24 protein-coding genes are annotated in these 21,659 nt (G+C 43.6%); 10 read left to right on the top strand and 14 right to left on the bottom strand.

Annotated features, from left to right (window positions below):
* The 6 genes from tuf to BET10_RS15410 all read left to right on the top strand — a co-directional run bounded on the left by tuf (nucleotide 1) and on the right by BET10_RS15410 (nucleotide 5,074).
* Entirely contained in the window at nucleotides 1–1,185 is a 1,185-nt protein-coding gene (gene tuf, locus BET10_RS15435; protein WP_070982779.1) for an elongation factor Tu, read from the top strand.
* Nucleotides 1,186–1,493: 308 nt separating this feature from the next.
* Entirely contained in the window at nucleotides 1,494–2,165 is a 672-nt protein-coding gene (locus tag BET10_RS15430) for a CsgG/HfaB family protein (protein ID WP_070986483.1), read from the top strand.
* A gap of 235 nt (nucleotides 2,166–2,400) precedes the next feature.
* Entirely contained in the window at nucleotides 2,401–3,072 is a 672-nt protein-coding gene (locus BET10_RS15425) for a CsgG/HfaB family protein (RefSeq protein ID WP_070986482.1), read from the top strand.
* A gap of 12 nt (nucleotides 3,073–3,084) precedes the next feature.
* Nucleotides 3,085–3,444, top strand: coding sequence for a DUF4810 domain-containing protein (locus BET10_RS15420; protein WP_070986481.1), 360 nt, complete (start codon nucleotides 3,085–3,087; stop codon nucleotides 3,442–3,444).
* Entirely contained in the window at nucleotides 3,437–4,102 is a 666-nt protein-coding gene (locus tag BET10_RS15415; protein WP_420820127.1) for a DUF799 domain-containing protein, read from the top strand. Before BET10_RS15420 ends, BET10_RS15415 begins: the two co-directional genes overlap by 8 nt.
* 171 nt (nucleotides 4,103–4,273) lie before the next feature.
* Complete coding sequence (locus BET10_RS15410; RefSeq protein ID WP_070986480.1) at nucleotides 4,274–5,074, top strand: VOC family protein; 801 nt, start codon at nucleotides 4,274–4,276, stop codon at nucleotides 5,072–5,074.
* Nucleotides 5,075–5,085: 11 nt separating this feature from the next.
* Here BET10_RS15410 and BET10_RS15405 read toward each other — a convergent pair whose 3' ends face one another.
* The 10 genes from BET10_RS15405 to priA form a co-directional block, all read right to left on the bottom strand.
* A complete protein-coding gene (locus tag BET10_RS15405; protein ID WP_070986479.1) occupies nucleotides 5,086–5,271 on the bottom strand; it encodes a hypothetical protein in 186 nt (61 codons plus the stop codon).
* A gap of 41 nt (nucleotides 5,272–5,312) precedes the next feature.
* Nucleotides 5,313–5,606: a hypothetical protein gene (locus BET10_RS15400; RefSeq protein WP_070986478.1), complete on the bottom strand. Its 294-nt coding sequence runs from the start codon at nucleotides 5,604–5,606 to the stop codon at nucleotides 5,313–5,315.
* Nucleotides 5,607–6,216: 610 nt separating this feature from the next.
* On the bottom strand, nucleotides 6,217–6,402 hold the full coding sequence (locus BET10_RS15395) for a hypothetical protein (protein ID WP_070986477.1): 186 nt from the start codon (nucleotides 6,400–6,402) through the stop codon (nucleotides 6,217–6,219).
* Nucleotides 6,403–6,411: 9 nt separating this feature from the next.
* Nucleotides 6,412–7,797 carry a hypothetical protein gene (locus BET10_RS15390; protein ID WP_139158562.1) on the bottom strand — a complete coding sequence of 462 codons (1,386 nt, stop codon included), beginning with the start codon at nucleotides 7,795–7,797 and terminating at the stop codon, nucleotides 6,412–6,414.
* A gap of 274 nt (nucleotides 7,798–8,071) precedes the next feature.
* Nucleotides 8,072–8,419 carry a hypothetical protein gene (locus tag BET10_RS15385; RefSeq protein ID WP_139158563.1) on the bottom strand — a complete coding sequence of 116 codons (348 nt, stop codon included), beginning with the start codon at nucleotides 8,417–8,419 and terminating at the stop codon, nucleotides 8,072–8,074.
* A gap of 184 nt (nucleotides 8,420–8,603) precedes the next feature.
* Nucleotides 8,604–8,978: a gamma-butyrobetaine hydroxylase family protein gene (locus BET10_RS15380; RefSeq protein WP_070986474.1), complete on the bottom strand. Its 375-nt coding sequence runs from the start codon at nucleotides 8,976–8,978 to the stop codon at nucleotides 8,604–8,606.
* Nucleotides 8,979–9,026: 48 nt separating this feature from the next.
* Nucleotides 9,027–10,355: an HslU--HslV peptidase ATPase subunit gene (gene hslU, locus BET10_RS15375; protein ID WP_070986473.1), complete on the bottom strand. Its 1,329-nt coding sequence runs from the start codon at nucleotides 10,353–10,355 to the stop codon at nucleotides 9,027–9,029.
* Nucleotides 10,356–10,366: 11 nt separating this feature from the next.
* Entirely contained in the window at nucleotides 10,367–10,885 is a 519-nt protein-coding gene (hslV, locus tag BET10_RS15370; protein WP_070986472.1) for an ATP-dependent protease subunit HslV, read from the bottom strand.
* 78 nt (nucleotides 10,886–10,963) lie between these two features.
* Entirely contained in the window at nucleotides 10,964–11,491 is a 528-nt protein-coding gene (locus tag BET10_RS15365; RefSeq protein ID WP_070986471.1) for an SPOR domain-containing protein, read from the bottom strand.
* Between the two features lie 7 nt (nucleotides 11,492–11,498).
* Nucleotides 11,499–13,667, bottom strand: a complete 2,169-nt coding sequence (gene priA / locus BET10_RS15360; protein WP_070986470.1) for a primosomal protein N' — start codon at nucleotides 13,665–13,667, stop codon at nucleotides 11,499–11,501.
* A 234-nt stretch (nucleotides 13,668–13,901) separates the two neighbouring features.
* On the opposite strand from priA, the gene rpmE reads away from it, so the two are divergent.
* Both rpmE and BET10_RS15350 read left to right on the top strand, forming a co-directional pair.
* Complete coding sequence (gene rpmE, locus BET10_RS15355) at nucleotides 13,902–14,117, top strand: 50S ribosomal protein L31 (RefSeq protein ID WP_070986469.1); 216 nt, start codon at nucleotides 13,902–13,904, stop codon at nucleotides 14,115–14,117.
* 640 nt (nucleotides 14,118–14,757) lie between these two features.
* Nucleotides 14,758–16,014: a malic enzyme-like NAD(P)-binding protein gene (locus BET10_RS15350; RefSeq protein ID WP_070986468.1), complete on the top strand. Its 1,257-nt coding sequence runs from the start codon at nucleotides 14,758–14,760 to the stop codon at nucleotides 16,012–16,014.
* A 46-nt stretch (nucleotides 16,015–16,060) separates the two neighbouring features.
* On the opposite strand, the gene BET10_RS15345 is transcribed toward BET10_RS15350, so the two are convergent.
* Nucleotides 16,061–17,098 carry a phospholipase A gene (locus BET10_RS15345; protein ID WP_070986467.1) on the bottom strand — a complete coding sequence of 346 codons (1,038 nt, stop codon included), beginning with the start codon at nucleotides 17,096–17,098 and terminating at the stop codon, nucleotides 16,061–16,063.
* Nucleotides 17,099–17,401: 303 nt separating this feature from the next.
* On the opposite strand from BET10_RS15345, the gene BET10_RS15335 reads away from it, so the two are divergent.
* Both BET10_RS15335 and BET10_RS15330 read left to right on the top strand, forming a co-directional pair.
* Nucleotides 17,402–18,241 (top strand): hypothetical protein, encoded by an 840-nt coding sequence (locus tag BET10_RS15335; RefSeq protein WP_070986465.1) that lies wholly within the window; start codon nucleotides 17,402–17,404, stop codon nucleotides 18,239–18,241.
* A 27-nt stretch (nucleotides 18,242–18,268) separates the two neighbouring features.
* Nucleotides 18,269–18,511 carry a hypothetical protein gene (locus BET10_RS15330; RefSeq protein WP_070986464.1) on the top strand — a complete coding sequence of 81 codons (243 nt, stop codon included), beginning with the start codon at nucleotides 18,269–18,271 and terminating at the stop codon, nucleotides 18,509–18,511.
* 75 nt (nucleotides 18,512–18,586) lie between these two features.
* On the opposite strand, the gene BET10_RS15325 is transcribed toward BET10_RS15330, so the two are convergent.
* Genes BET10_RS15325 through BET10_RS15315 form a run of 3 tightly spaced genes read right to left on the bottom strand, consistent with a single transcriptional unit; the run spans nucleotide 18,587 to nucleotide 21,656 of the window.
* Nucleotides 18,587–19,702 (bottom strand): succinylglutamate desuccinylase/aspartoacylase family protein, encoded by a 1,116-nt coding sequence (locus BET10_RS15325; RefSeq protein ID WP_070986463.1) that lies wholly within the window; start codon nucleotides 19,700–19,702, stop codon nucleotides 18,587–18,589.
* An 8-nt stretch (nucleotides 19,703–19,710) separates the two neighbouring features.
* Nucleotides 19,711–20,916 (bottom strand): PLP-dependent decarboxylase, encoded by a 1,206-nt coding sequence (locus BET10_RS15320; protein WP_070986462.1) that lies wholly within the window; start codon nucleotides 20,914–20,916, stop codon nucleotides 19,711–19,713.
* A complete protein-coding gene (locus BET10_RS15315; RefSeq protein WP_070986461.1) occupies nucleotides 20,916–21,656 on the bottom strand; it encodes a 2,3,4,5-tetrahydropyridine-2,6-dicarboxylate N-succinyltransferase in 741 nt (246 codons plus the stop codon). The genes BET10_RS15320 and BET10_RS15315 overlap by 1 nt, the downstream gene beginning before the upstream one ends.
* Nucleotides 21,657–21,659 lie beyond the last annotated feature (3 nt).

Here is a 21,659-nt window from a genome sequence, read left to right as displayed (position 1 = left end):
ATGGCAAAAGAAAAGTTTGAACGCGTAAAACCGCACGTAAACGTAGGTACAATCGGCCACGTTGACCACGGTAAAACAACTCTAACAGCAGCAATCACTAACGTACTTGCAAAAGTATACGGTGGTGAAGCAAAAGACTTCGCATCAATCGATAACGCTCCAGAAGAGCGTGAGCGTGGTATCACAATCTCAACTTCACACGTTGAGTACGATACACCGACTCGTCACTACGCACACGTAGACTGTCCAGGACACGCTGACTATGTTAAAAACATGATCACTGGTGCTGCACAGATGGACGGCGCGATCCTAGTAGTTGCTGCTACTGACGGTCCTATGCCTCAAACACGTGAGCACATCCTACTTTCTCGTCAGGTTGGTGTACCTTACATCATCGTATTCATGAACAAATGTGACATGGTTGACGACGAAGAGCTTCTAGAGCTAGTAGAGATGGAAGTACGTGAACTACTTTCAGAGTATGACTTCCCAGGTGATGACCTACCACTAATCCAAGGTTCAGCGCTTAAAGCACTAGAAGGTGAGAAAGAGTGGGAAGACAAGATCGTTGAGCTTGCAGAAGCACTAGATTCTTACATCCCAGAGCCAGAGCGTGATATCGATAAGCCATTCATCATGCCTATCGAAGACGTATTCTCAATCCAGGGTCGTGGTACAGTAGTAACAGGCCGTGTTGAAGCTGGTATCATCAACGTGAACGACGAAGTTGAAATCGTAGGTATCAAAGAAACTACGAAGACAACTTGTACGGGTGTTGAGATGTTCCGTAAGCTTCTAGACGAAGGTCGTGCGGGTGAGAACATTGGTGCACTACTACGTGGTACTAAGCGTGATGATGTTGAGCGTGGTCAAGTACTAGCGAAGCCTGGTTCAATCACACCTCACACGAAGTTCACTTCAGAAGTATACGTACTTTCTAAAGATGAAGGTGGTCGTCACACGCCATTCTTCAAAGGCTACCGTCCACAGTTCTACTTCCGTACAACTGACGTAACAGGTAACGTTGAGCTACCAGAAGGCGTAGAAATGGTAATGCCTGGTGACAACATCAAGATGACTGTAGAGCTAATCTGCCCAATCGCGATGGACGAAGGTTTACGCTTCGCTATCCGTGAAGGTGGCCGTACAGTTGGTGCTGGTGTTGTAGCAACTATCGTTGAGTAATATCGACTTTAGTTAATGCCACAAAGCATTAGAAGAACCCGAGCTTAGGCTCGGGTTTTTTTATGTCTGAGATTCGGGTCTTGTTGGTCGGTATAAACGAAGCGCCATCAGACGGTGAGAGTCCCACAGTGGTTGTTTGGCAGCTCACTCACTTTGTTTGTTTATGTCGTAAGTAACTGTAGGTCGCGGCGCACATATAATTACGAATGCTTACAGAGAATTTATTCATGCTAGGTATACTGATTTCTATTAACTTTGACTATTTATCACTCACCCGACATAGAGTGAGTTTGCAAAAGGATGAAATCATGAACCCAAATAAATATCTTTTACTCGCTGCTACAGCAGCGATATTACTGAGTGGCTGTTCGGCGACTGAGTCTTCAAGAACAATTGAGGCTGCAAAGGTGAATTCGTTTAACTCTGCTTATATGGGGGAAAAGCGTAAGCTATCTTTGGGTAAATTCCAAAACCAATCAAATTTTCAAAACGGCATTTTCAATACGGGTGAAGATAGGCTCGGCTCACAGGCGAAGACGATTTTGTTGACACATTTGCAGCAGAGCAATCACTTCTCAGTGTTAGAACGCGCAAATCTCAGTGAGCTTAGCCAAGAGGCTGGTTTTTCAGGTGTTGAACAAAATATTATAGGTGCCAAATATGTGGTAACGGGAGCTGTTTCCGAGTTTGGTCGTAAGCAGGAAGGTGACAGACAGTTATTCGGTATTCTTGGCAAAGGTAAATCGCAAATCGCCTATGCAAAAGTAAATTTAAATATTGTCGACGTCACGACATCTGAAGTTGTTTACTCTGTGCAAGGTGCCGGGGAATATAGTTTATCGACACGGGAAGTGGTTGGTTTTGGTAGCACGGCAAGTTATGACTCAACATTGAATGGCAAAATATTAGATCTTGCTATCAGAGAGGCCGTTAATAACTTAGTTGCAAGTGTCGATAGTGGTCAGTGGCAGCCAAACTAGTCGTGTGTTGTTTATAGAAATAAAGGTTTTTTCCAAAAGGGTTGTACTTTAGGTGTGCTGCGTTGCAACGACGACACAATGTGTTCAAAGGTGAGAGTTTACTTCAGAAAACGTCAATATAATTCAGTTGTTTGCAAATTAATCAATAAAAAAATTTAATTGTTGTTAATTATGCATTATCATGCGGTCCGGTTTTTATTACAAAAACCGTGGAATTAATAAAAAGGAAGAAGTAATGCTTAAAAACAAGCTTGTAATACTTAGCTCGGCAGCTACAGCACTATTATTATCAGGGTGTGCAGCGACTGAATCATCTAGAACCATAGAAGCGCCTAAAGTACAGTCATACCAAGTGGCTTACTCAGGACCCAAAAGCAAACTATCTGTTGGAAAGTTACAAAACCGTTCTAACTTTCAAAACGGCATATTCAGCTCAGGAGTGGATAAGCTAGGTTCTCAGGCGAAAACAATCCTGATGACTCACCTTCAGCAAACTAACCGTTTTACTGTATTAGACAGAGCAAATATGTCTGAAATAGCACAAGAGGCAGGTTTTTCTGGTGCCCAACAAAAAATCAAGGGGGCTAACTTTGTTGTCACTGGCGATGTAAGTGAATTCGGTCGCAAAGAACAAGGTGACAAGCAGCTGTTTGGCATTTTAGGCAAAGGAAAATCGCAAATTGCGTATGCAAAAGTCAATTTGAATATTGTTGATGTCACTACGTCAGAAGTCGTGTATTCAGTACAAGGTGCTGGTGAATACAGCTTATCAAACCGTGAAGTAATAGGTTTTGGCGGTACGTCAGGCTATGACTCAACACTCAATGGTAAAGTGTTAGATTTAGCAATCAGAGAAGCAGTTAACAATTTGGTCAATGGTATTAACTCGGGTCACTGGCAGCCATAATTGAGAATGAAGATGAAAAATACAGTTACAATATTAGCAGTAATTGCAGCTGCGACTCTGGCGGGTTGTAAAACAGTTAAGCCACTTTATTATCATGGTTCCTACAACCAGAACATATATCAACATTTCAAAGCAGATGAAACGGATGTAGGCGAGCAAATTAATCAGCTCGAAGAGACAGTTCAAATGGCTGAGAACAACAGCATGCCTATTGCTCCGGGAATACTTGCACATCTCGGGTACCTACACCTAAAACAAGGCAATTTGGAGTCTGGATTTGGCTATCTTGAACAAGAGAAGGCCTTATTTCCTGAATCAGCAAAGTACATTGATTTTTTGATCAAAAATGCAAAAGGAGCGCAAGGTGAATAATATTAAGACTCTATTTGCGTTTATTGTAGCGATAACGCTGAGTGGTTGTGCATCGAAGTCTGAGCCATATGATTACACTGAATATAAGAATAGCGATCCACGTTCTGTACTAGTGGTTCCACCTATCAATAATTCATCGGAAGTGATTGCCCCTTATAGCGTTTTATCAAATGTGGCTAAGCCGTTGTCTGAATCAGGATATTACGTATTCCCTGTTTCTTTAGTAGATGAAACATTTAAAAGCAATGGTTTAACAGTTGCTCAGGATATTCATGCTGTACCTACGCAGAAGTTGCACGAAATTTTCGGCGCTGATGCAGGTTTATACATAGATATTAAAGAATACGGTACATCTTACGTTGTTATCTCTAGTGATACAGTAGTGCAAGTAGATGCTAAGCTGGTCGACTTGAAGACAGGTACATTGTTATGGCAAGGCAGTGCACGAGCTGCGAGCAGTGAGCAACGCTCTAACTCTGGTGGTGGCCTTGTTGGTGCGCTTGTATCCGCGGCTCTTCACCAAATTTTAGAAACGGCAACAGATGCTGGATTTAACGTTTCTACATTAGCTACACAGCGTTTGCTTTCAGCGGACATGTATAATGGCATATTACACGGACCAAGATCGCCAAAATATGGTCAGCCAGTAAAGTTATAATCTATTAGGGCTATCATATAGCCCTTTTTCTTCATGAGCCAAACTTCCTTCTCAGTGTAACCCCCTCAAACCTGAGCATTACCAATCATGGTTAGACATGATTTACTTTGATTGCATATTTCGATTATTTCGACTATCAACCATAAAGGCGTTTTAAAAAGGTAAATTAACATGAGTAGACTCACTTATGCGCATATCCATGAGTTTTGTTGGGCTGAGTTATGTGCAGCGGATTGGCGCATTGCTAAGCCTTTTTACTGTGCATTATTCGGTTGGGAATTCGATGATGAACGTGGTGCCAATGGAGACTTTTACACCAATTTCAAAAAACAAGATGACATCATCAGCGGCATGTATGAAATGGGCGATGAAAAAAAGTCGGCGAGAGTGCAAAGCGTATGGCAAGCGTACGTGGCTGTGATGAATGTCGATGCTTCAGTTGCTTATGCAGAAAAGCTAGGCGGGAAACTGGTCCGTGGCCCGTACGATATTGGAGAGGCGGGTCGTATGGCCGTTATTAGTGACCCAAGTGGCGCGCAGTTGACGCTATGGCAGGCCAAACAGCATATCGGCAGTCGCAGAGCATTTGAGGCAAACACACCTTATTGGCACGAGTTGGCCTGCCGTAATAGCAAGCAGAATGAAGCTTTTTATGCTCAGTTATTTGGCTGGCACTCCATCCATCAAACGGTTGAGGGGCTCGAATACGCTATTTTTAGTAATGATGAGCATGCTTTAGCGGGTATGGTTGAGATGACTGAGGCTTGGAGTCCAACAGTACCTTCTCATTGGATGATGTACTTTGCCGTGCTAGATTGCGATGCGGTAGCCAAAAAAGCGGCGGGGCTTGGCGCAAAGGTATGTGTGCCACCCAAAGATATTCCTGAAGTGGGACGCTATGCGGTGATTTGTGATCCGCAAGGGGCCTTCTTTTCAATTATTGAATCTAAGATGGACACCATTACGCCTTAACCTGATCAGAACTATTGCTGATCACTGAGCAAGACTACATAGCAATCAATTGCGCCTAACAGGCTTGTTACTGGTGTTACAGACTCCACAACGAGCCCTTGCTCTTGCAGCTCTTCTAATTGTTGATTGAGTAAATCTAAATCGGGCTGGCTTGCAAGCCAGTGCTTCTTTTTACTGAATGTGAACACTTTTTTCATCTTCTTGAAACTATCCTATTGAGCATTGATTTGAAAGTATATTACTTGCTGTTGTCGCTGAGCAATCGTGTAATAAACACATCTGCTTGTTCTTCGGTGCAGCCGGTTTTGTCTACAACGTACTTTCTAGGGTCGGCTATCAAGCCGTTGCTCACCCTATACTTAAACTGTGTATCGAACAGTTGCTCATTTGGAAACTCAATACCAGAGCTATTCATCAAAGCTTGTAATTGACTACGGGTTATTTTCGACAATGCTTTGACTTCACTTCTTAGCCTTGATATATAGAACAAAAAAACGCTTAGCATAAAACAGTTTAGTAATTCATAAGACATGCTTTTTTACCTTCTGATATTTGGTTTGAGTGGGCTTCAATATTTGGGCGATTCTATGGAATCAGAGGGTAAATAGCCATATTTATTCTTTTTGATTTTAACATTTTGATCTAGCAGGAATTTTATTGTTTTTGGTGAAGCACCGAATGCTAAAGCATAGTGCATAGCGTTGGTACCATCTTCCAATTCAGCTTCTAATTGTATGCATTCGCGACAAAAGATGTTGTCAATTCCGCGATTAATAAGGTTGTTGCGATTGCTCCTTCATATTTTATTCTTCCAAAATACACTGTTGAAGTAAATGATAATGCACATACCTTTAATGGGTGTGTTATTTCATGGGATTATCAAGACCAGTGTGCTGGCCTGTGATGATGGCTAAGTGATTGGTTGAAGTGATGGAGAGGGCTGTGCTTTATCATATCAATGATATTTTATTGTGCGAGAGGGTAGGCCCATAAAGATGTGGGTTTATCGGTATAAGGTGTGAAGGTGATTAAGGTTGGTGTGATTTTACAGTGGGGTTTTACGATTAGGGCACCCAAAGTGGACATCATAACCACCCATGAATAGCGTGCTTATTTATGGGGGAGTTAGCAGCTTTATGCCGCTACTTTTGATCGGATAATAAAATGACGTATGAATCAATTGCCCCTAAAAGGTTTGCGACAGGGGTCACTGACTCAACAGTGAGTCCTTGGTTTTGCAACTCTTCAAGTTGCTGATTGAGCAGTTCTAAATCAGGCTCGCTGGAGAACCAATGCTTTTTCTTGCTGAACGTAAATACTTTTTTCATGCTAATTACCTAATAAGTTGAGCTAAAAGCTCGAATTTGAGCTTGGTATTCCTGATATTCAGGTGAGTTTAAAACTTCAAGTGACGCTTGGCTTATCTTCATATCAGGCTGCTCTTTTAATAAGAACTTAACGACAGCAAGGTTGCACCTAGTTTTTATACAGTAATCCATAGCATTCATCCCATTTTCGCTAACGTATCCGAAGTCGAACACAGCTGCATATTTCTCTAATATACCCAGCTTATTTTGCATTGCGAGTAATGCGATGTCTTCATTTTGTGGTTGGACTCCCATATTATAAAGTGACTGGATAACATGCTCTGGCGCGCCTCTTTGCAGTGCTTGCATGTAAAAAATAGTCAGTAGCTCAGAATGTTGAGAAGCATAAAAGTTAGCCTTTTCAATGTACTTTTCCCATTGTTCATGCTTTGAAAGTGTAGTTAGGTCCTGTATAAGCTGTTGCGACTCGAATAATGCGAACGTTTGTTTATAAGTTAAGCCCACATCCTCAGCTGCATCATGGCTTGTAGCCGCTGTTGGTTTTGCACAGTACTCGTTGAGTAGTTTTGAAAAGTTTTTGCGACTTTTTAATAATGAGTCGATTTTCGCCACCGCTTCAGCGTGCTCATAGCCAAAAAATGTCATTGATTCAACAGCTTTTTCTTGTTCAAAGCCTAGAGATGCACTCAATAGTGAAGCTATTGATGCTTCTAAACTCTTGCGCGTTGAAAAGTTGTAACGACTGGGTGTTTCCATAAGCAGGGTCAGATCATTGAGGTGACGCAAAGCATGAGCGTCTGAGGTGTTTAGTAAATAACCTTTTAATAAGTCGATGAGTTCAGACTTTAGGGTAGAGTTTTGATGGCTATCAACGGTTTTAGTTATATCACTGAGTACGGGTTTATAGCCATGATCGATGAGTAAGTAAAGAAAGTCAGATGTCGTATATGACTCGATAAAGAAGCTGTAAATGGTGTCATTTCCGAGCTTTAACAGGTTTATTTCCCTACTTTCTATAAGTTTTTTATAATTGTTTAAGTCCGAGGCTATGAGCGCTTTTTTTAACTGTAGCGCCAACTCGAACGTCATATTTGTTCTATTTTCGATGGAAAATGGGTCAGAGTGTCGTATTTTGGTATTGTGAATATCGAGATACAAAGCTACTTCTTCGGGGTGAGGGTACTCAGACCTCGTTAGTGAGACATTAAAGTGGCTAAGGTTATTACAATAGAGAGCTTTATTGATGACGTTTTTACCGTCGCTATTTTTAATGTCAGTTACTTGTCCATCTTTATCGCTTTCTACTTGTTTTTGTTCGTTATGAGTTTTAAATGGCACCTGTGTGAGCTCTTCTCTTTCAACCCCCTCTCGTTCTACCCGATTTATTGTGAACATAACAACTGAAGCTAAAAAAATTAAGCCTAGGAAAGTATACTTTATCATTCTCACATACCTAAAAATGTGAGGCTAAGCCTCTCAATTAAACATTACTTGCACTGCCTGATGGCTGTTTGGTAATTTTCATCACAGTCCCCGACGGCATTAACTTTTGCAACTGCTGCTGCCCCTTCGCAGGCAACACCAGCAATTGGCCAACGGAGTTTCAAGCACATGGCCGCCGTAGATACAAAGAGAGTTTCAGCTGTTGTAACGCAATTATTTTTGGCCTCTAGGTGATTACTTTTACATTGGCGAGTAAATCTTTTGCCTTACAATAACGATGCATTTGCTTAAGTAGATCAAGTGCTTCGGGATCACTATACCCAATTTTGCTAGATACCAATGCAAGGCGTTTCCTTGATACGCCTCTCGCTTCTTTTAAGCTTTTGTTGCCTGCAACGAGCCGGCTTAAGAAAAAATTTAAGTCAAAGGCCTTAGGTGTCTGCTGATTGTCATGACTGAGCTTGTATTGAATATCCCAGACTATATCTCGTCCATACAATTGAGGAGGTACAGTGCATGGAAGTCTTTTTTTCACATTATGAAAATAGTGTTCAACTGTTTTTATGTCATTCATAGGTATTATCTGTCTTATTATCAGTACATCTTCTGTAGTACGTTCAATCAACATGATATGAATAAATAACGAGGATGTGCTTTGATATCTGGTTAAGTAGGGCTTTTAAGGCTCGGTATTGTACCTTTTATGGGGTTTCTGTCTAGAGGAAAGCGAGGTGACCAAGGTGGGTGTGGGTGAGAACTTACGGCATAAACTTGATGGGCACGCTGTGTTCACTGTCTTGATGTGTTTTAACACGCTCAAGGTAGCGTGCCCATAGTGCTTGCTGGTCGGTGCATAGGGTTCTTAAATATTGCCAGCTAAACAGGCCGGTATTATGTCCATCATCAAAACATAAACGCACGGCGTAATGGCCCACAGGCTCAATGCTGGCAATCGCCACATTGTGCTTATTGAGCACCAGCTTCATTTCTCCTTTGCCATGCCCTTGCACTTCAGCGGACGGCGAGTGTGTACGCAACAGCTCTGCACTTAGGGTGTATTGCTGCCCATCGTCAAAGTAGACATCTAAGGTGTGGCTTTGTTGATGGTAGTGGAGTTTCGTTACGATATACATATGAGGACCGTGGTCGTAAGCGGAGCACGGAGCTCCGCTTTGGGTGTGTTACAGAATAAAGCGTGACAAATCTTCGTCTTGTACTAATACATCTAGGTGTTTCTCGACGTACTGGGCATCAATCACGAAGGTATCGCCCGATTTTTCAGAAGCGTCATAAGACAGCTCTTCCATCAGCTTTTCCATGACTGTATGAAGACGACGTGCACCGATGTTTTCGGTTTTCTCATTCACCTGCCAAGCAGCTTCGGCGATACGTGTGATGGCATCATCGGTAAAGCTTATCTCCACTTTCTCGGTTTCCATCAGCGCTTGCTGTTGCTCGGTGAGTGATGCATGCGGCTCGGTAAGAATACGTTTGAAGTCTCCAGCTGTTAGGGCTTCCAATTCAACACGGATAGGCAAACGACCTTGTAACTCAGGAATTAAGTCAGAAGGTTTCGCCATTTGGAATGCACCTGAGGCAATAAATAGGATGTGGTCAGTTCTAACCATGCCGTGCTTGGTATTGACGGTTGAGCCTTCAATCAGTGGCAATAAGTCACGTTGTACACCCTCACGGCTTACATCTGGGCCTTGAGCTTCACCGCGCTTACAGATTTTATCGATTTCATCGATGAACACGATACCGTTTTGCTCAACTGAGAAGATCGCTTGTTCTTTGAGCTCTTCAGGATTAACCATTCTGGCAGCTTCTTCTTCCACTAATTGCTTAAATGCATCTTTGATTTTGAGCTTTTTCTTTTTCTTTTTCTCGCCAGTCATGCTCTGGAACATGCCCTGTAACTGGTTGGTCATTTCTTCCATACCCGGCGGAGCCATGATCTCAACCTGAGGCGCTGATTCGGCGATGTCGATATCGATTTCTTTATCGTCTAATTGTCCTTCACGTAGCTTTTTACGAAACACCTGACGAGTTGAACTATTTTCGCTAGGTTGTGATTCACCCCAAGCGTCTTTAGCCGGTGGCAGTAAGGCATCCAGAATGCGCTCTTCAGCAGCTTCTTCGGCGCGATGCTGGTGCTTTTTGGCCTGTTGCTCACGGGTCATTTTGAAAGAAATATCAACCAAGTCTTTGATGATTGACTCGACTTCTTTACCAACGTAGCCCACTTCCGTGAACTTGGTGGCTTCAACTTTGATAAACGGCGCGTTGGCAAGTTTCGCCAAGCGTCTTGCGATCTCGGTTTTACCCACACCTGTTGGGCCTATCATGAGAATGTTTTTTGGTGTGACTTCAGCGCGCAAGTCATCGTTCAATTGCATACGACGCCAGCGGTTACGAAGCGCAATTGCAACGGCTTTTTTTGCTTGGTTTTGACCAATAATATGCTGATCTAATTCGTGGACGATTTCTCGTGGGGTCATTGCAGTCATGGCAATTCCTCTTACAATTCTTCAATAGTTTGGAAATTGTTGGTAAATACGCAGATATCACCTGCAATTTTCAGGCTTTTCTCAACAATTTCTCGGGCGCTCAAGTCGGTATTCTCAAGCAAGGCAATGGCAGCTGATTGGGCGAAATTACCGCCGCTACCGATCGCGATTAAATCATGTTCAGGCTGAACAACATCACCATTACCGGTAATGATAAGTGAAGCTGTTTCATCGGCGACGGCCAGCAGCGCTTCTAGCTTGCGCAAGGCTCTATCGCTGCGCCAGTCTTTGGCCATTTCAACGGCGGCTTTGGTGAGGTTGCCTTGATACATTTCAAGCTTGCCTTCAAAGCGCTCGAATAAGGTAAATGCATCCGCTGTTCCACCGGCAAATCCCGCAAGTACCTTACCGTTATATAGACGGCGAACTTTACGCGCATTGCCTTTCATTACTGTGTTGCCAAGTGACACTTGGCCATCTCCACCAATAACAACTTTGTTGTCGCGACGTACGCTAACGATGGTAGTCATAGTATTCCTTAAAAACTAAGGCGCTCTAGGCGCCTTTCATTATTTGATAATTACAAGATATGGGTGATTGGCCTAAAATCAAGTCCAACCCCATATAGCGCAACCCATGATCTTGATGCGCTTGAGTTTATTCTTGTCACTTTCGGCTTTTCGCTTGGTTTCATACGGCCCTAAACGAACTCGATACCACACGCCATTACTGCCTTCGGTACGACGAATTTCTGCGATAAGCCCAGCAAATGCCATTTTAGCTTTCATTTCTTCAGCCTGAGCATGGGTTCTGAACGAGCCACACTGCATTTGATAAGGGCCCTTGCTTTCTATCTCTTTTACTTCAACCTTTATTTCGTGCTCTTTTATTTCTTCTAAAAAGGGCTTGATCACAGGTTTTTGTAATTTTGCAGGTTCCTCTTTAACTGGTGCGGCAGCGGGTGAGATTTTTTCAGGTTCTGCATTGTGTTTTATGTACCAAAGGCCGTATGCAAATCCCGCAACGAGCACCAGCGCTGTCGCAGCAAGTAGCGCTGGAAAGGGTTTGCGTGGCGCGGGTTTTTTACCGCCGTTGTTATTTTTTGGCTTTCTATTTATATAATCGTGTTGTGCCATAACTTACTTAGTAGGTATCCATAGGATCTATGTCTATACTCCAGCGAACGCGATTCGCCAGCTTGTGCTCACTGATGTAAGCCATTAGCTGAGCAATATAGTTGTGTAACACCATACGCTCTGAAGCTTGAATATGTAATTGATATCGATACTTACCCGCCATTCGCTCCATCGGTGCGGGGATCGGCCCGAGCAATTGTATACCACAGTAGGGGGTAGCTGGAACCAGATCTGATAAAAAGTCGAAGACCAATTGTGCATTGGTCGCTTGCGCACGCAATATGGCTAGATGACTAAATGGCGGTAGCAAAGCTTCTTCACGTTCTTTGAGCGCGTACCGAGCAAAGTCTTGATAGCCATTGTGTACGAGGTCTTGTAACAATGGATGCTCGGGGAAGTGTGTTTGCAATAACACCTTGCCCGCTTCACCACTGCGTCCTGCTCGTCCTGCTACTTGGGTAATAAGTTGAGCCATATGTTCGGTGGCGCGAAAGTCACTTGAGTACAAGCCACTATCTACATCTAGGATCACCACGAGGCTGACATCGGCAAAATGATGGCCCTTCGCAAGCATTTGTGTGCCTACTAGAATTCTTGCTCCACCTAGGTTGATATCTGCCAAAGCGTCTTCCAGTGCACCTTTTCTGCGTGTGGTATCACGGTCAATACGACTAAGAGGGATGTCGGCAAAACGCTCAGACAAAAAGCTTTCTAGTTGCTCGGTGCCAAGCCCTGCGGGCATAATTTGCGTGCTACCGCAATCAGGGCATTGTGGCGGGACAAAACTTTGCTGAGCACAGTGATGGCAGACGAGCCTGCTCATTGCTTTATGATAGGTTGTACTGGCACTGCAATGGTTACACTGACTTAACCAGCCGCACTCATGACACAGAAGCGTTGGAGCATAGCCTCTACGATTTAAAAACACCATCACCTGTTTGGCACGTTTTAGCGTGGCTTCAATGTGTTTCAAGGTTGTTTCAGAGAAACCAAACTGTTCACTTTGGCCCTTCATGTCAACCAGTAAAAATTGATTATCGGTGGTAGTTTGTGCGCGTTGCGAAAGTGTCAGCAGTTGATATTTACTGCTGATGGCTTTGTTTAGGGTCTCAAGCGCTGGCGTGGCAGTGCCTAAAATCAGAGGGATTTTTAGACTGGCACAGCGGTATGCGGCAAGGTCGCGAGCGTGGTAACGCAGCCCTTCTTGCTGTTTAAATGAGCCATCATGCTCCTCATCAACGATGATCATTCCAAGGCTTTTAAACGGTAAAAAAATACTAGAACGAGTACCTATCACCAGCGCACAGCTACCTTTTTCAGCCCTTCGCCAAGTATGCAAGCGCTCATTATCTGTTAAATTTGAATGCCATAAGTCAATGGGAGTATCGGGGAAGCGACGTCTAAAGCGGTTAACGGTCTGTGGTGTCAGCCCTATCTCGGGCACTAAGATAAGCGCTTGATGACCGTTTTGTAGTACTCGCTCCAAACTCTGTAAGTACACTTCCGTTTTGCCGCTACCTGTTACACCCTCAAGTAGAAAACAGCGAAAACCAGCTTGCTGATTGATTACGCTGCAGGCGGTGGCTTGTTCTTCATTCAATCTAGGTTTGGATGCGATGTTAAGTGTTTGGCTTTGCCATTGACTATCGTGTTTGATTTGCTCTTCAATTAATTGCTTGTCAAGCAGTGAATTGAGTTGTTGTTTACTAAAACCTAACGCTTTGAGTTCGGTTAAGCTCGACTCACCAGATTCATTGAGTTGTTTTAGTAACGACTGCTGTTTCTTTGCTCTGAGCGTGGGCAGCTGTTTACCCTTTGCTGTTAAAGAAAAAGTAGCAACAGTGGTTTTATCTGGATGCTCACCTTCTCGCAACGCGGCAGGTAGCGCGGTAAATAAGGTTTCGCCGAGCGGGTGGGCATAGTACTGAGCGGTAAAACGTAAAAATTTTATATGGTCTGTAGATAAAATCGGACTGCTATCGAGCACTTCTGCGATAGTTTTGAGTTTAGCTTCGGGGACGTCGGTATGGGATTTGATGGCCAGTACCACCGCAACGAGTTTTCGATTGCCAAAAGGGACTTTGACTCGACAGCCTACTGTAACGGTACTGTGCTTTGGTATCGCGTAATCAAATGTGCGAAATAAAGGCACTTTAATGGCAACTTCAGCAAACATCTATGAGCCTGTTAGGCAACTTAACATGCTTGCTAATGTACTAAAGGCAGCCGCAAAAACCTAGTTTAACTCGCAGGCTAGACAGTTGATTGTACAAAAAATGCCATTTTTGTGGATTTATTGCTTGTGGAAAGCCTTCGAGTTACATAAAATACGCGTCCACTAATTTGTATAAACTACGTATGGTGCCAAACTTCGGGTTTGGAGAGCGATACGGCCTAACCAGAGGTTGCTATGAAAGAAGGTATTCACCCTAATTACGAAACGATCAACGCTACTTGTTCATGTGGTAACAAGTTCGAAACTCGTTCAACACTATGTAAAGACATCCACTTAGACGTATGTTCTGAGTGTCACCCGTTCTATACTGGTAAGCAAAAGATTCTTGATACAGGTGGTCGTGTTGATCGCTTCAACAAACGTTTCGGCGCGCTTAGCAGCAAGAAATAAGAAACGTTTGACTAAAAAAGCACCTCAGGGTGCTTTTTTTGTGCCTGAAACCCACAAAAATTCACCATGCTCTCTTCATTAGATACTATTTTACGTCCGCTTACGTATCTCGAACCATCATGTATGAGGTTAATTAATTGGTTTTGAGTTTTTGCTCTAATTTATTTTTCTTATCTCCATTATTCATTGTTATGCATTTGTTTTTCATTTCTATAAGGCTATATTTTAATCAATACATCAGGTTAGGTTTGCTTATGATGAATCATTTGTTGCATAAAAATGCCAGAGGTAATTTTTGTGGAAATTGGAAACTTCTATAATTTGTAGCTAAATTTTAAAAATTGGTTGTTAAAATCTCTTAAAATTACCAATGTTGTGATTTTTATATCTGCGGTTAAGGTTTAGATAAAATTGCACATTATCAGAGCAAAAATGAGGCTGTTTTTTCACTGCTAGGCTGTCTTAAATGAATTAATTTAGGTTAAAAGTCGGTAAAAATGTGGTGATTTTCGGCTAAATATCACTTAAGTGGATCGACCTCAAATAGCTTGAATATATTTATAAACAAGGTATTGTTTAACTAATTTTGCGAATTTTATCTCACTCTCACTTTTAACTTCTAGCAGGAAAAAATCGCGTCATGTCAAACTTTCGTGAACAAGCACTACATTATCATGCTCATCCCGTTCCAGGTAAAATCAGCGTAGAGCTGACCAAACCAGCGGAAACCGTAAAAGATCTCGCATTGGCTTATAGCCCCGGTGTCGCGGAACCCGTACGTGAAATCGCAGCCGATCCTGCTGCTGCGTACCAATATACTGGTAAAGGTAACATGGTTGCGGTGATCAGTAATGGTACGGCCATTTTGGGGTTGGGCAACTTAGGTCCATTAGCATCCAAGCCAGTTATGGAAGGTAAAGCCCTACTGTTTAAGCGTTTTGCGGGCCTAGACTCTATTGATATTGAGGTGAAACATCGCACCACTGAAGATTTCATCAATACCGTTGCTAATATTGCAGATACATTTGGTGGAATTAACCTAGAAGATATCAAAGCGCCAGAATGTTTTGAGATTGAAAAGGCACTGATTGAGCGTTGTGATATTCCTGTATTTCACGACGACCAACATGGTACTGCGATTGTAACAGCCGCTGGTATGCTCAATGCCCTTGAAATACAAGGCAAGAACTTACATGACGCGACAATTGTGTGTTTAGGTGCAGGTGCAGCCGCAGTGGCTTGTATGGAATTGCTGATTAAGTGCGGCGCGCAGCGTGAACATATTTACATGCTTGACCGTAAAGGCGTGATCCACACACGTCGCGATGATCTAAACGAGTATAAAAAGTTGTTTGCGAATAACACTGATAAGCGCACCTTACAAGACGTGATCGCTGAGGCGGATGTGTTCGTTGGGGTATCTGGTCCAGATCTATTAAAGCCAGAAGAGTTGAAGTTGATGGCAGACAAGCCAGTGGTATTTGCCTGTTCAAACCCAGATCCTGAGATCAACCCTGAAGTGGCACATAGCACGCGTCAAGATTTGATTATGGCAACAGGGCGTTCTGATTACCCTAACCAAGTTAACAACGTACTGTGTTTCCCGTTTATTTTCCGTGGTGCGTTGGATGTGCGAGCGACAGCCATTAATGATGAAATGAAAATTGCCGCGGTGGAAGCCATTCGCAGTATTGCCAAAGAGCCTGTACCGGAAGAAGTACTCAGAGCAGCAGATGTAAAAAGCCTTGAATTTGGGCCTGAGTATATTATTCCAAAACCAATGGATCCACGCCTGTTACCGCGTATTGCTAAAGCGGTTGCTCATGCGGCGATTGAATCAGGTGTTGCGCAGATTGAGTTACCAGAAAACTACATGGCGCATCACAAAGCGCAGTAAAGTGTATGATTAAAAAAGGCCAGCAATTGCTGGCCTTTTTTGTCTGTTAGAGAATGTCGGTGAGTAAGATGCCTACGCCAAATCGTTGAATATGTGCATCATAATCAATCAGGCTCTCACCGTAACCGTTAAAGTATTGCGCATAGCCACGCAATCTACCCCAAATAGGAAACGACCAGTCCAGTTGTATGGCGCCTTTATTATCACTATTGAGGTTATTACGGGTCATGAATCCAAATTCATGCTCTTCATATCGGTAAACACCACTAAACTCGAAATAGCCCATGTATTTATAGATGTCTGGGTTATCATCGCCTTTGGCAGTCAGTATGTCTTCTTTGCGCTCTTCAGGTAAGCGATACCAAGGTTTAAAGCTAAATACGAAACCTCGGTTTTCCCAGATAAAGTTGGCATAAATGCGATTCCAAGAGCGTGAATTTGGCTGACTCCGGCCATTAGATTGGTGAGAGATCCCCAGCACAAAGGCCATTTCATCACCCCACAAAACATTGTCATCATCCAAAAAGTTGACCCAAAACAGTTCTGGTTCGTAATTAGTTTCACGAAACGGTGAAGAGATATCTTTGTTATAGAACTGCCAAAAAGATTTAAGCGTAAAGCCCATGTAGATGGCTTGATCCTTATCTGAAAATCCAGAATAAATGGGCACTTTGAGTGAAAGTTGATACTTCACTTCAAAGTTATCGAGCGGTTCACCTTGTTCCTCATCAATGGCACGCAAGCCACTAAACGGTCGGCTATTTGGATCGGTGATATAGGATACCGGTAAAATATAGTTACGATGATGCGGGGTGATCACATTACGGTTGGTCTGGCTTACCCGCTCACGAGCCATACGCTTGTCGAGCGCACTTATTTGCTTTGCGGCATCAAGTTGCGAGCAATATTGGCGCAGTTGCTCAACGGTACGTGTTTTATCACCAGAGATCACCTCATTGAGAATACACTGTTTGATGAGATCGATTTCATCCTGCTCAGTGTCTGTCTCGGTGGGTGATGCAGCAAACGCTGATGCGCTAAGTCCGCCATAGAGCAGCCAGAATATAAATGAGCGAAGTAGCATAATGTATTATTTCTTAGTTAGTTATGTTTCTAAGTATACACTTTTATGGTGAAGTTGTGATGAACTGAAGCGTTTGCAGTGAAATGCACATTGACATAATTCAATTAATTTGTGGATATTGTTGTCGAAAGGAATGCATTCATTTGTTAATTTCTTTGTTTTTATGTTGATTTTTTGTTTTGTTTTGTTTTGTTTTGTTTTGTTTTGTTTTGTTTTAGACTCCATTTCCTCAAAACAGATACAAGCAATCGTAATTTTGCTTGGATTAATGGATATAAACGAAATTAAATATAAAGGAAAATTATGTTAATCAACAATAAACTGATGCTATTTATGGTGCTTTTTGGATTAGTTGCGCTCTCAAACACCGCTAGAGCCGATGAATATATGACTTGCAACTCCTGTACAACAGCCTATGAAATGCAGCAAAAAGTTGTCAGGAAAGTACGGGCAATAACAGCTGGATCCGCTGCTAGTTCCTCATATACGTATCATGTTGCTAGTTTTACCAAAGGTTTTGCAAAATCCTTCACAGTTACTTCTAGGGTGCAGTTTAATCGATGGGGGGAGCTAGAGACATCTGTAGTAGCAAGAATTACAAGTACACCTGAAGACGTACAGCAGAGTGTGAATGCAGGTTACAGAATGATGAGTCGTTCTGCTTTTGGAAAGCCTATAGAAGTACCCGCTAGCAGTGGTTTTGACAGTGCATGGGATATAGCACGTAATCATAGTAATCATGACCGTTTTGACGATTGGTTTGAAAGCAATCACTCTTTTATATATTGGACTGCTCAATTTGTATCCATAGTCGGTGGTAACTGGCTTGGCGGTGTAAATGGTATGGAGATCAAATTTATCTTTCCAAATGGCTCAAGCTTTGTAATGACGGCAGCGACCCTTGGTAGTACAGTGAGACTTAGTTATAAAGAAAAGAGTGCGCGAGACGCAAATGGTAATATGATTCCTGATTCGGGAGAAACTGTTGGTGGGAATTATTCGTTTTCAACAGATCAGGGCTTGCAGGATTTTATCAATACATTGGCGGCACACGGCATAGAAGTAAGAGTTATACGTGGCTCGGGCAGGCTGGGAGGTGGTAGCGGTGGGACGGTTACAATCGTGCCTTTCTCTCCACGCTAAGTGACGATATTTTTAAAGGAAAACATAATGGATATAAATATATTTCAAATGGCACGTGAAGGTGAGATCACAGCGTTCGCACTGGTGGCCATTGTGGGGCCACTTATTGTTATACCAATACAGTTATTAATTGCTAAGCTAAAAGGGTTTAGGTTAATGCCCGCGGTGATCAGCGGTTGTATCCCGATGATTAACCAACTCACTCTACTGGGCTATATTTTGATGGCAATTTTTTATAGAAAGCCGAGTAAAAAAGAGTCAGCAGAGTAAAAAAGGCAGGCGGCGAATGCCGCCACACCTTAGTAAGCTTGCCAAAGCCCGCTTACTCTCACGCAATTTTAACGATTAATTCAATTCAAAATAGTTAGTAAAGAACTTGTACAGTTCGGTGCCCTGATTGACCGAAGCGGATGCAAAGTGCAGTATCGCGATGGCATCTTGCTCAATGTGCACAGGTTGCAGTGGCTGTTCAGAGAGGTAACGCTCCATTCTGAGAATATGAGCGATGGTCTCACCTGCTTTTACATGTGCACCCAAGTGGGCTGTATATTCCACCATGCCACCCATCGGGGCGTAATAAGCCACGTAATCTTTAAGCATACAGCCATAACGGGTGATATTGGCTGGTTGGTAGGGTGAATTGAGCAGTACCTCTTTGTGGGTGAGATAGCTCAAGATGCTTTGTGCATCTAACTTGGCCTCAGCCAAATCTATTCTCTCTTGAGAGCCCAATTCAACGGTAAAGGCTTCAACCATGACGGGCAGGTCTCTCCCGCGCTTGGCAAAGGCTTGCTGCAAAGACCACCATGGGCAAAAGCTTGCTTCATCCAGTGCACCACCAAACTCATCAGGGATCAACAAAACATGCTCAATATCAAAATAGCTGGCACTGGCTTTGGCATATTCTGGACAATATAAATGTTTGGCTGAAATGGGGCCGGTATGTAGGTCCAATACAATATCTGCCTCATGGGCAAGGCGCTGTAGGTTGAGCGCGATGCGTTGACCGGTATTAATATTGTGTGCAGGTCTATCCAACAAAGTTTGTGTTTGACCAACAAGTAGCGCGCGAAACTGCTGCTTTATTTCGTCCAGAGAGTCATGCAAATGCTTGTCAACAAACTCACTCACTAAAGCACTGTGGTCATGGTACATTCGGTTCCAGTTCGTGCCTGTGATAGGATCGAAACGTCCAAGTGTAAACTCCCCTGATTTTTGATTACAACCAATGGGATTAGCGTAGGGGACCAAGGTGATATCACTTGCCAGCGTTAGTTGCTTAAGCTGCTCTAATAACTGGTAAATAACCGCATTGCCCTGTACTTCTGCACCGTGCATATTGGCTTGAATATAGACCTTCGGGCCACTGCCATTGCCCATCATTCGATATACGGGAATGGTTAAGGGCAGGCCGTTGGCAATTTCGCCTACTTGAATATTTTCTTGGCTTATTTGATTCATCTTGACGTCTACCTTAAATACTCACTGGCAGCAAGCGAGTGGCGAACACATTGGACTTTGCCATGTTCAATCACATACTCTGCAGGTAACTCGTGGCACAGAAAGTAAGGCATACTTTCTGTGAAGCCATAAGCGCCACATTGACTAAATACCAACCAGTCATTTTCATCGATGTCTTGTGGTAATGTGTGACGGCCTAGGTGATCCAGCGCGGTACAAAGTGGCCCATGAATGAGATAACTTTGCTCAGGTGCAGTGGATGTTCTAAGCAGTTCGCACGGAAAGGCTTGATTGGTTACCGCAGGGCGCAAAATATGATTGATACCACCGGCTACAATGAGCTGTTGTTCACCATAGTTTTGTTTTTGCTCCACTACAGGGTTGGCGTAGTGACCATATTCACCCACCGCAAAGCGACCAAGCTCCATCCATAGCTCTTTCACACCCGATGTGGCTTTGATGCTGGCCAATGCATCCAGTAGCTCGGGCCAAGCCAATTTGGCATCTTGCTCGACGTAGGGAATACCCAAACCACCGCCCAAATCTAGCACTTGCAGCTCAAATCCTAAATTATCAGCCAACGCCAACAATGGCGGCACCATTTGTGACCAAAGTTCGGTTAGTTTTTCCGTACTGAGCATGTTGCCCCACTGAAAAATATGCAGGCCGATAAATTCCAGTGCGCTAAATGCTGTGATGTCTAATGACTGCCACTGCTGTGTGCCCAACCCAAATGGCGTTAGGCTATCGCCACCGAGCGGATTTTTCTCACCATCAGGCCAGCGTAACTGCACTCGTAAAAGTACACGTAGTTGCACGTTATGCTCGCAAGCGAGTTGGTTAAGCCAGTGCACCTGATTGTGGCTTTCGGCCACGAAGGTGCGTACGCCTTGTGATAAAAAATGCTGGATCTGACGTTTAGACTTGGCAGGTCCGGTATTGAGCACTCGCGATGGACAGACACCTTGTCTGATTACTTGATCAAGTTCACCGCTGCTTGCCACATCAAAATCAAAACCTGCTTGGTCTAGCGTTTGGATAACTTTAGAAAGCGGATTCGCCTTGACTGCATACCACAGCTTAACCACTGACTGTTCGGTCAATGGTTTAAGGTGAGACAACAACCCATCTAAGTCGTACACAAAAAAAGGTGTCTGCTCAGATTGAACAATCTGTTCGATCACTTGACGATGTGCGGTGCTCAAAAACGGCATTATCGTAAGACCTCTTCCAGTTCTAATGACGCATCACTTTGTTCATCACGGTATTTAACGATTAACGCGCATGACATACTCAAACCTTGTTCGCGGCCCCATGCACTTGAAGAAGGGCGCGAGCCTGGGATCACAATGGCGTTTTCGGGAATAGCTTCACCTTTGTCCAGTACGCGCTCATTGATGCAGTCATACACTGGGATGGTTGCTGACAAGCGCACGCCCGGTGCCAGTACCGCACCTTTTTTAACGACGACCCCCTCTACCAACACGCAACCGGCACCGATGAAAGCGTCATCTTCAATCACCACAGGGCTTGCACCAATTGGCTCGAGCACACCACCTAATTGCACCGCAGCACTTAAATGCACGTTTTTACCAACCTGTGCGCATGAACCTACCAAAGCATGGCTATCAACCATGGTGCCTTCATCGATATAAGCACCGATGTTGACGTACGCAGGTGGCATGATGATGGTGCCTGGTGCCACATAAGCGCCACGGCGCACGCTTGAGCCCCCCGGCACCATACGTACGCCAGCGTCAGCAGCAAAGCCTTGCGGTGCAAGGTTATGTTTATCAACAAAGCCACCGGGAAACTCGGTGTTAGTCCCATTTTTAAATGCTTCTAAGATGCCTTGTTTTACTTCAACATTGGCATGCCATTGCCCTTGTTCGTCTTGTGTTGCTGCACGCACGGTGCCGTTTTCTAAGTTATTTAATAGCTCTAACCAGCTCATAAT

The organism is Pseudoalteromonas amylolytica (assembly GCF_001854605.1).
GTDB lineage: Bacteria > Pseudomonadota > Gammaproteobacteria > Enterobacterales > Alteromonadaceae > Pseudoalteromonas > Pseudoalteromonas amylolytica.
The sequence above is the reverse complement of the archived record's forward strand: the minus strand, read 5'-3'. Positions and strand labels throughout refer to the sequence as shown.

Excerpts from the sequence above, each read along its gene's own strand:
- tuf (WP_070982779.1), top strand. The coding sequence starts at position 1 with ATGGCAAAAGAAAAGTTTGAACGCGTAAAACCGCACGTAAACGTAGGT.
- BET10_RS15430 (WP_070986483.1), top strand. The coding sequence starts at position 1,494 with ATGAACCCAAATAAATATCTTTTACTCGCTGCTACAGCAGCGATATTA.
- BET10_RS15425 (WP_070986482.1), top strand. The coding sequence starts at position 2,401 with ATGCTTAAAAACAAGCTTGTAATACTTAGCTCGGCAGCTACAGCACTA.
- BET10_RS15420 (WP_070986481.1), top strand. The coding sequence starts at position 3,085 with ATGAAAAATACAGTTACAATATTAGCAGTAATTGCAGCTGCGACTCTG.
- BET10_RS15410 (WP_070986480.1), top strand. The coding sequence starts at position 4,274 with ATGAGTAGACTCACTTATGCGCATATCCATGAGTTTTGTTGGGCTGAG.
- BET10_RS15405 (WP_070986479.1), bottom strand. The coding sequence starts at position 5,271 with ATGAAAAAAGTGTTCACATTCAGTAAAAAGAAGCACTGGCTTGCAAGC.
- BET10_RS15400 (WP_070986478.1), bottom strand. The coding sequence starts at position 5,606 with ATGTCTTATGAATTACTAAACTGTTTTATGCTAAGCGTTTTTTTGTTC.
- BET10_RS15395 (WP_070986477.1), bottom strand. The coding sequence starts at position 6,402 with ATGAAAAAAGTATTTACGTTCAGCAAGAAAAAGCATTGGTTCTCCAGC.
- BET10_RS15390 (WP_139158562.1), bottom strand. The coding sequence starts at position 7,797 with ATGTTCACAATAAATCGGGTAGAACGAGAGGGGGTTGAAAGAGAAGAG.
- BET10_RS15385 (WP_139158563.1), bottom strand. The coding sequence starts at position 8,419 with ATGAATGACATAAAAACAGTTGAACACTATTTTCATAATGTGAAAAAA.
- BET10_RS15380 (WP_070986474.1), bottom strand. The coding sequence starts at position 8,978 with ATGTATATCGTAACGAAACTCCACTACCATCAACAAAGCCACACCTTA.
- hslU (WP_070986473.1), bottom strand. The coding sequence starts at position 10,355 with ATGACTGCAATGACCCCACGAGAAATCGTCCACGAATTAGATCAGCAT.
- hslV (WP_070986472.1), bottom strand. The coding sequence starts at position 10,885 with ATGACTACCATCGTTAGCGTACGTCGCGACAACAAAGTTGTTATTGGT.
- BET10_RS15365 (WP_070986471.1), bottom strand. The coding sequence starts at position 11,491 with ATGGCACAACACGATTATATAAATAGAAAGCCAAAAAATAACAACGGC.
- priA (WP_070986470.1), bottom strand. The coding sequence starts at position 13,667 with ATGTTTGCTGAAGTTGCCATTAAAGTGCCTTTATTTCGCACATTTGAT.
- rpmE (WP_070986469.1), top strand. The coding sequence starts at position 13,902 with ATGAAAGAAGGTATTCACCCTAATTACGAAACGATCAACGCTACTTGT.
- BET10_RS15350 (WP_070986468.1), top strand. The coding sequence starts at position 14,758 with ATGTCAAACTTTCGTGAACAAGCACTACATTATCATGCTCATCCCGTT.
- BET10_RS15345 (WP_070986467.1), bottom strand. The coding sequence starts at position 17,098 with ATGCTACTTCGCTCATTTATATTCTGGCTGCTCTATGGCGGACTTAGC.
- BET10_RS15335 (WP_070986465.1), top strand. The coding sequence starts at position 17,402 with ATGTTAATCAACAATAAACTGATGCTATTTATGGTGCTTTTTGGATTA.
- BET10_RS15330 (WP_070986464.1), top strand. The coding sequence starts at position 18,269 with ATGGATATAAATATATTTCAAATGGCACGTGAAGGTGAGATCACAGCG.
- BET10_RS15325 (WP_070986463.1), bottom strand. The coding sequence starts at position 19,702 with ATGAATCAAATAAGCCAAGAAAATATTCAAGTAGGCGAAATTGCCAAC.
- BET10_RS15320 (WP_070986462.1), bottom strand. The coding sequence starts at position 20,916 with ATGCCGTTTTTGAGCACCGCACATCGTCAAGTGATCGAACAGATTGTT.
- BET10_RS15315 (WP_070986461.1), bottom strand. The coding sequence starts at position 21,656 with ATGAGCTGGTTAGAGCTATTAAATAACTTAGAAAACGGCACCGTGCGT.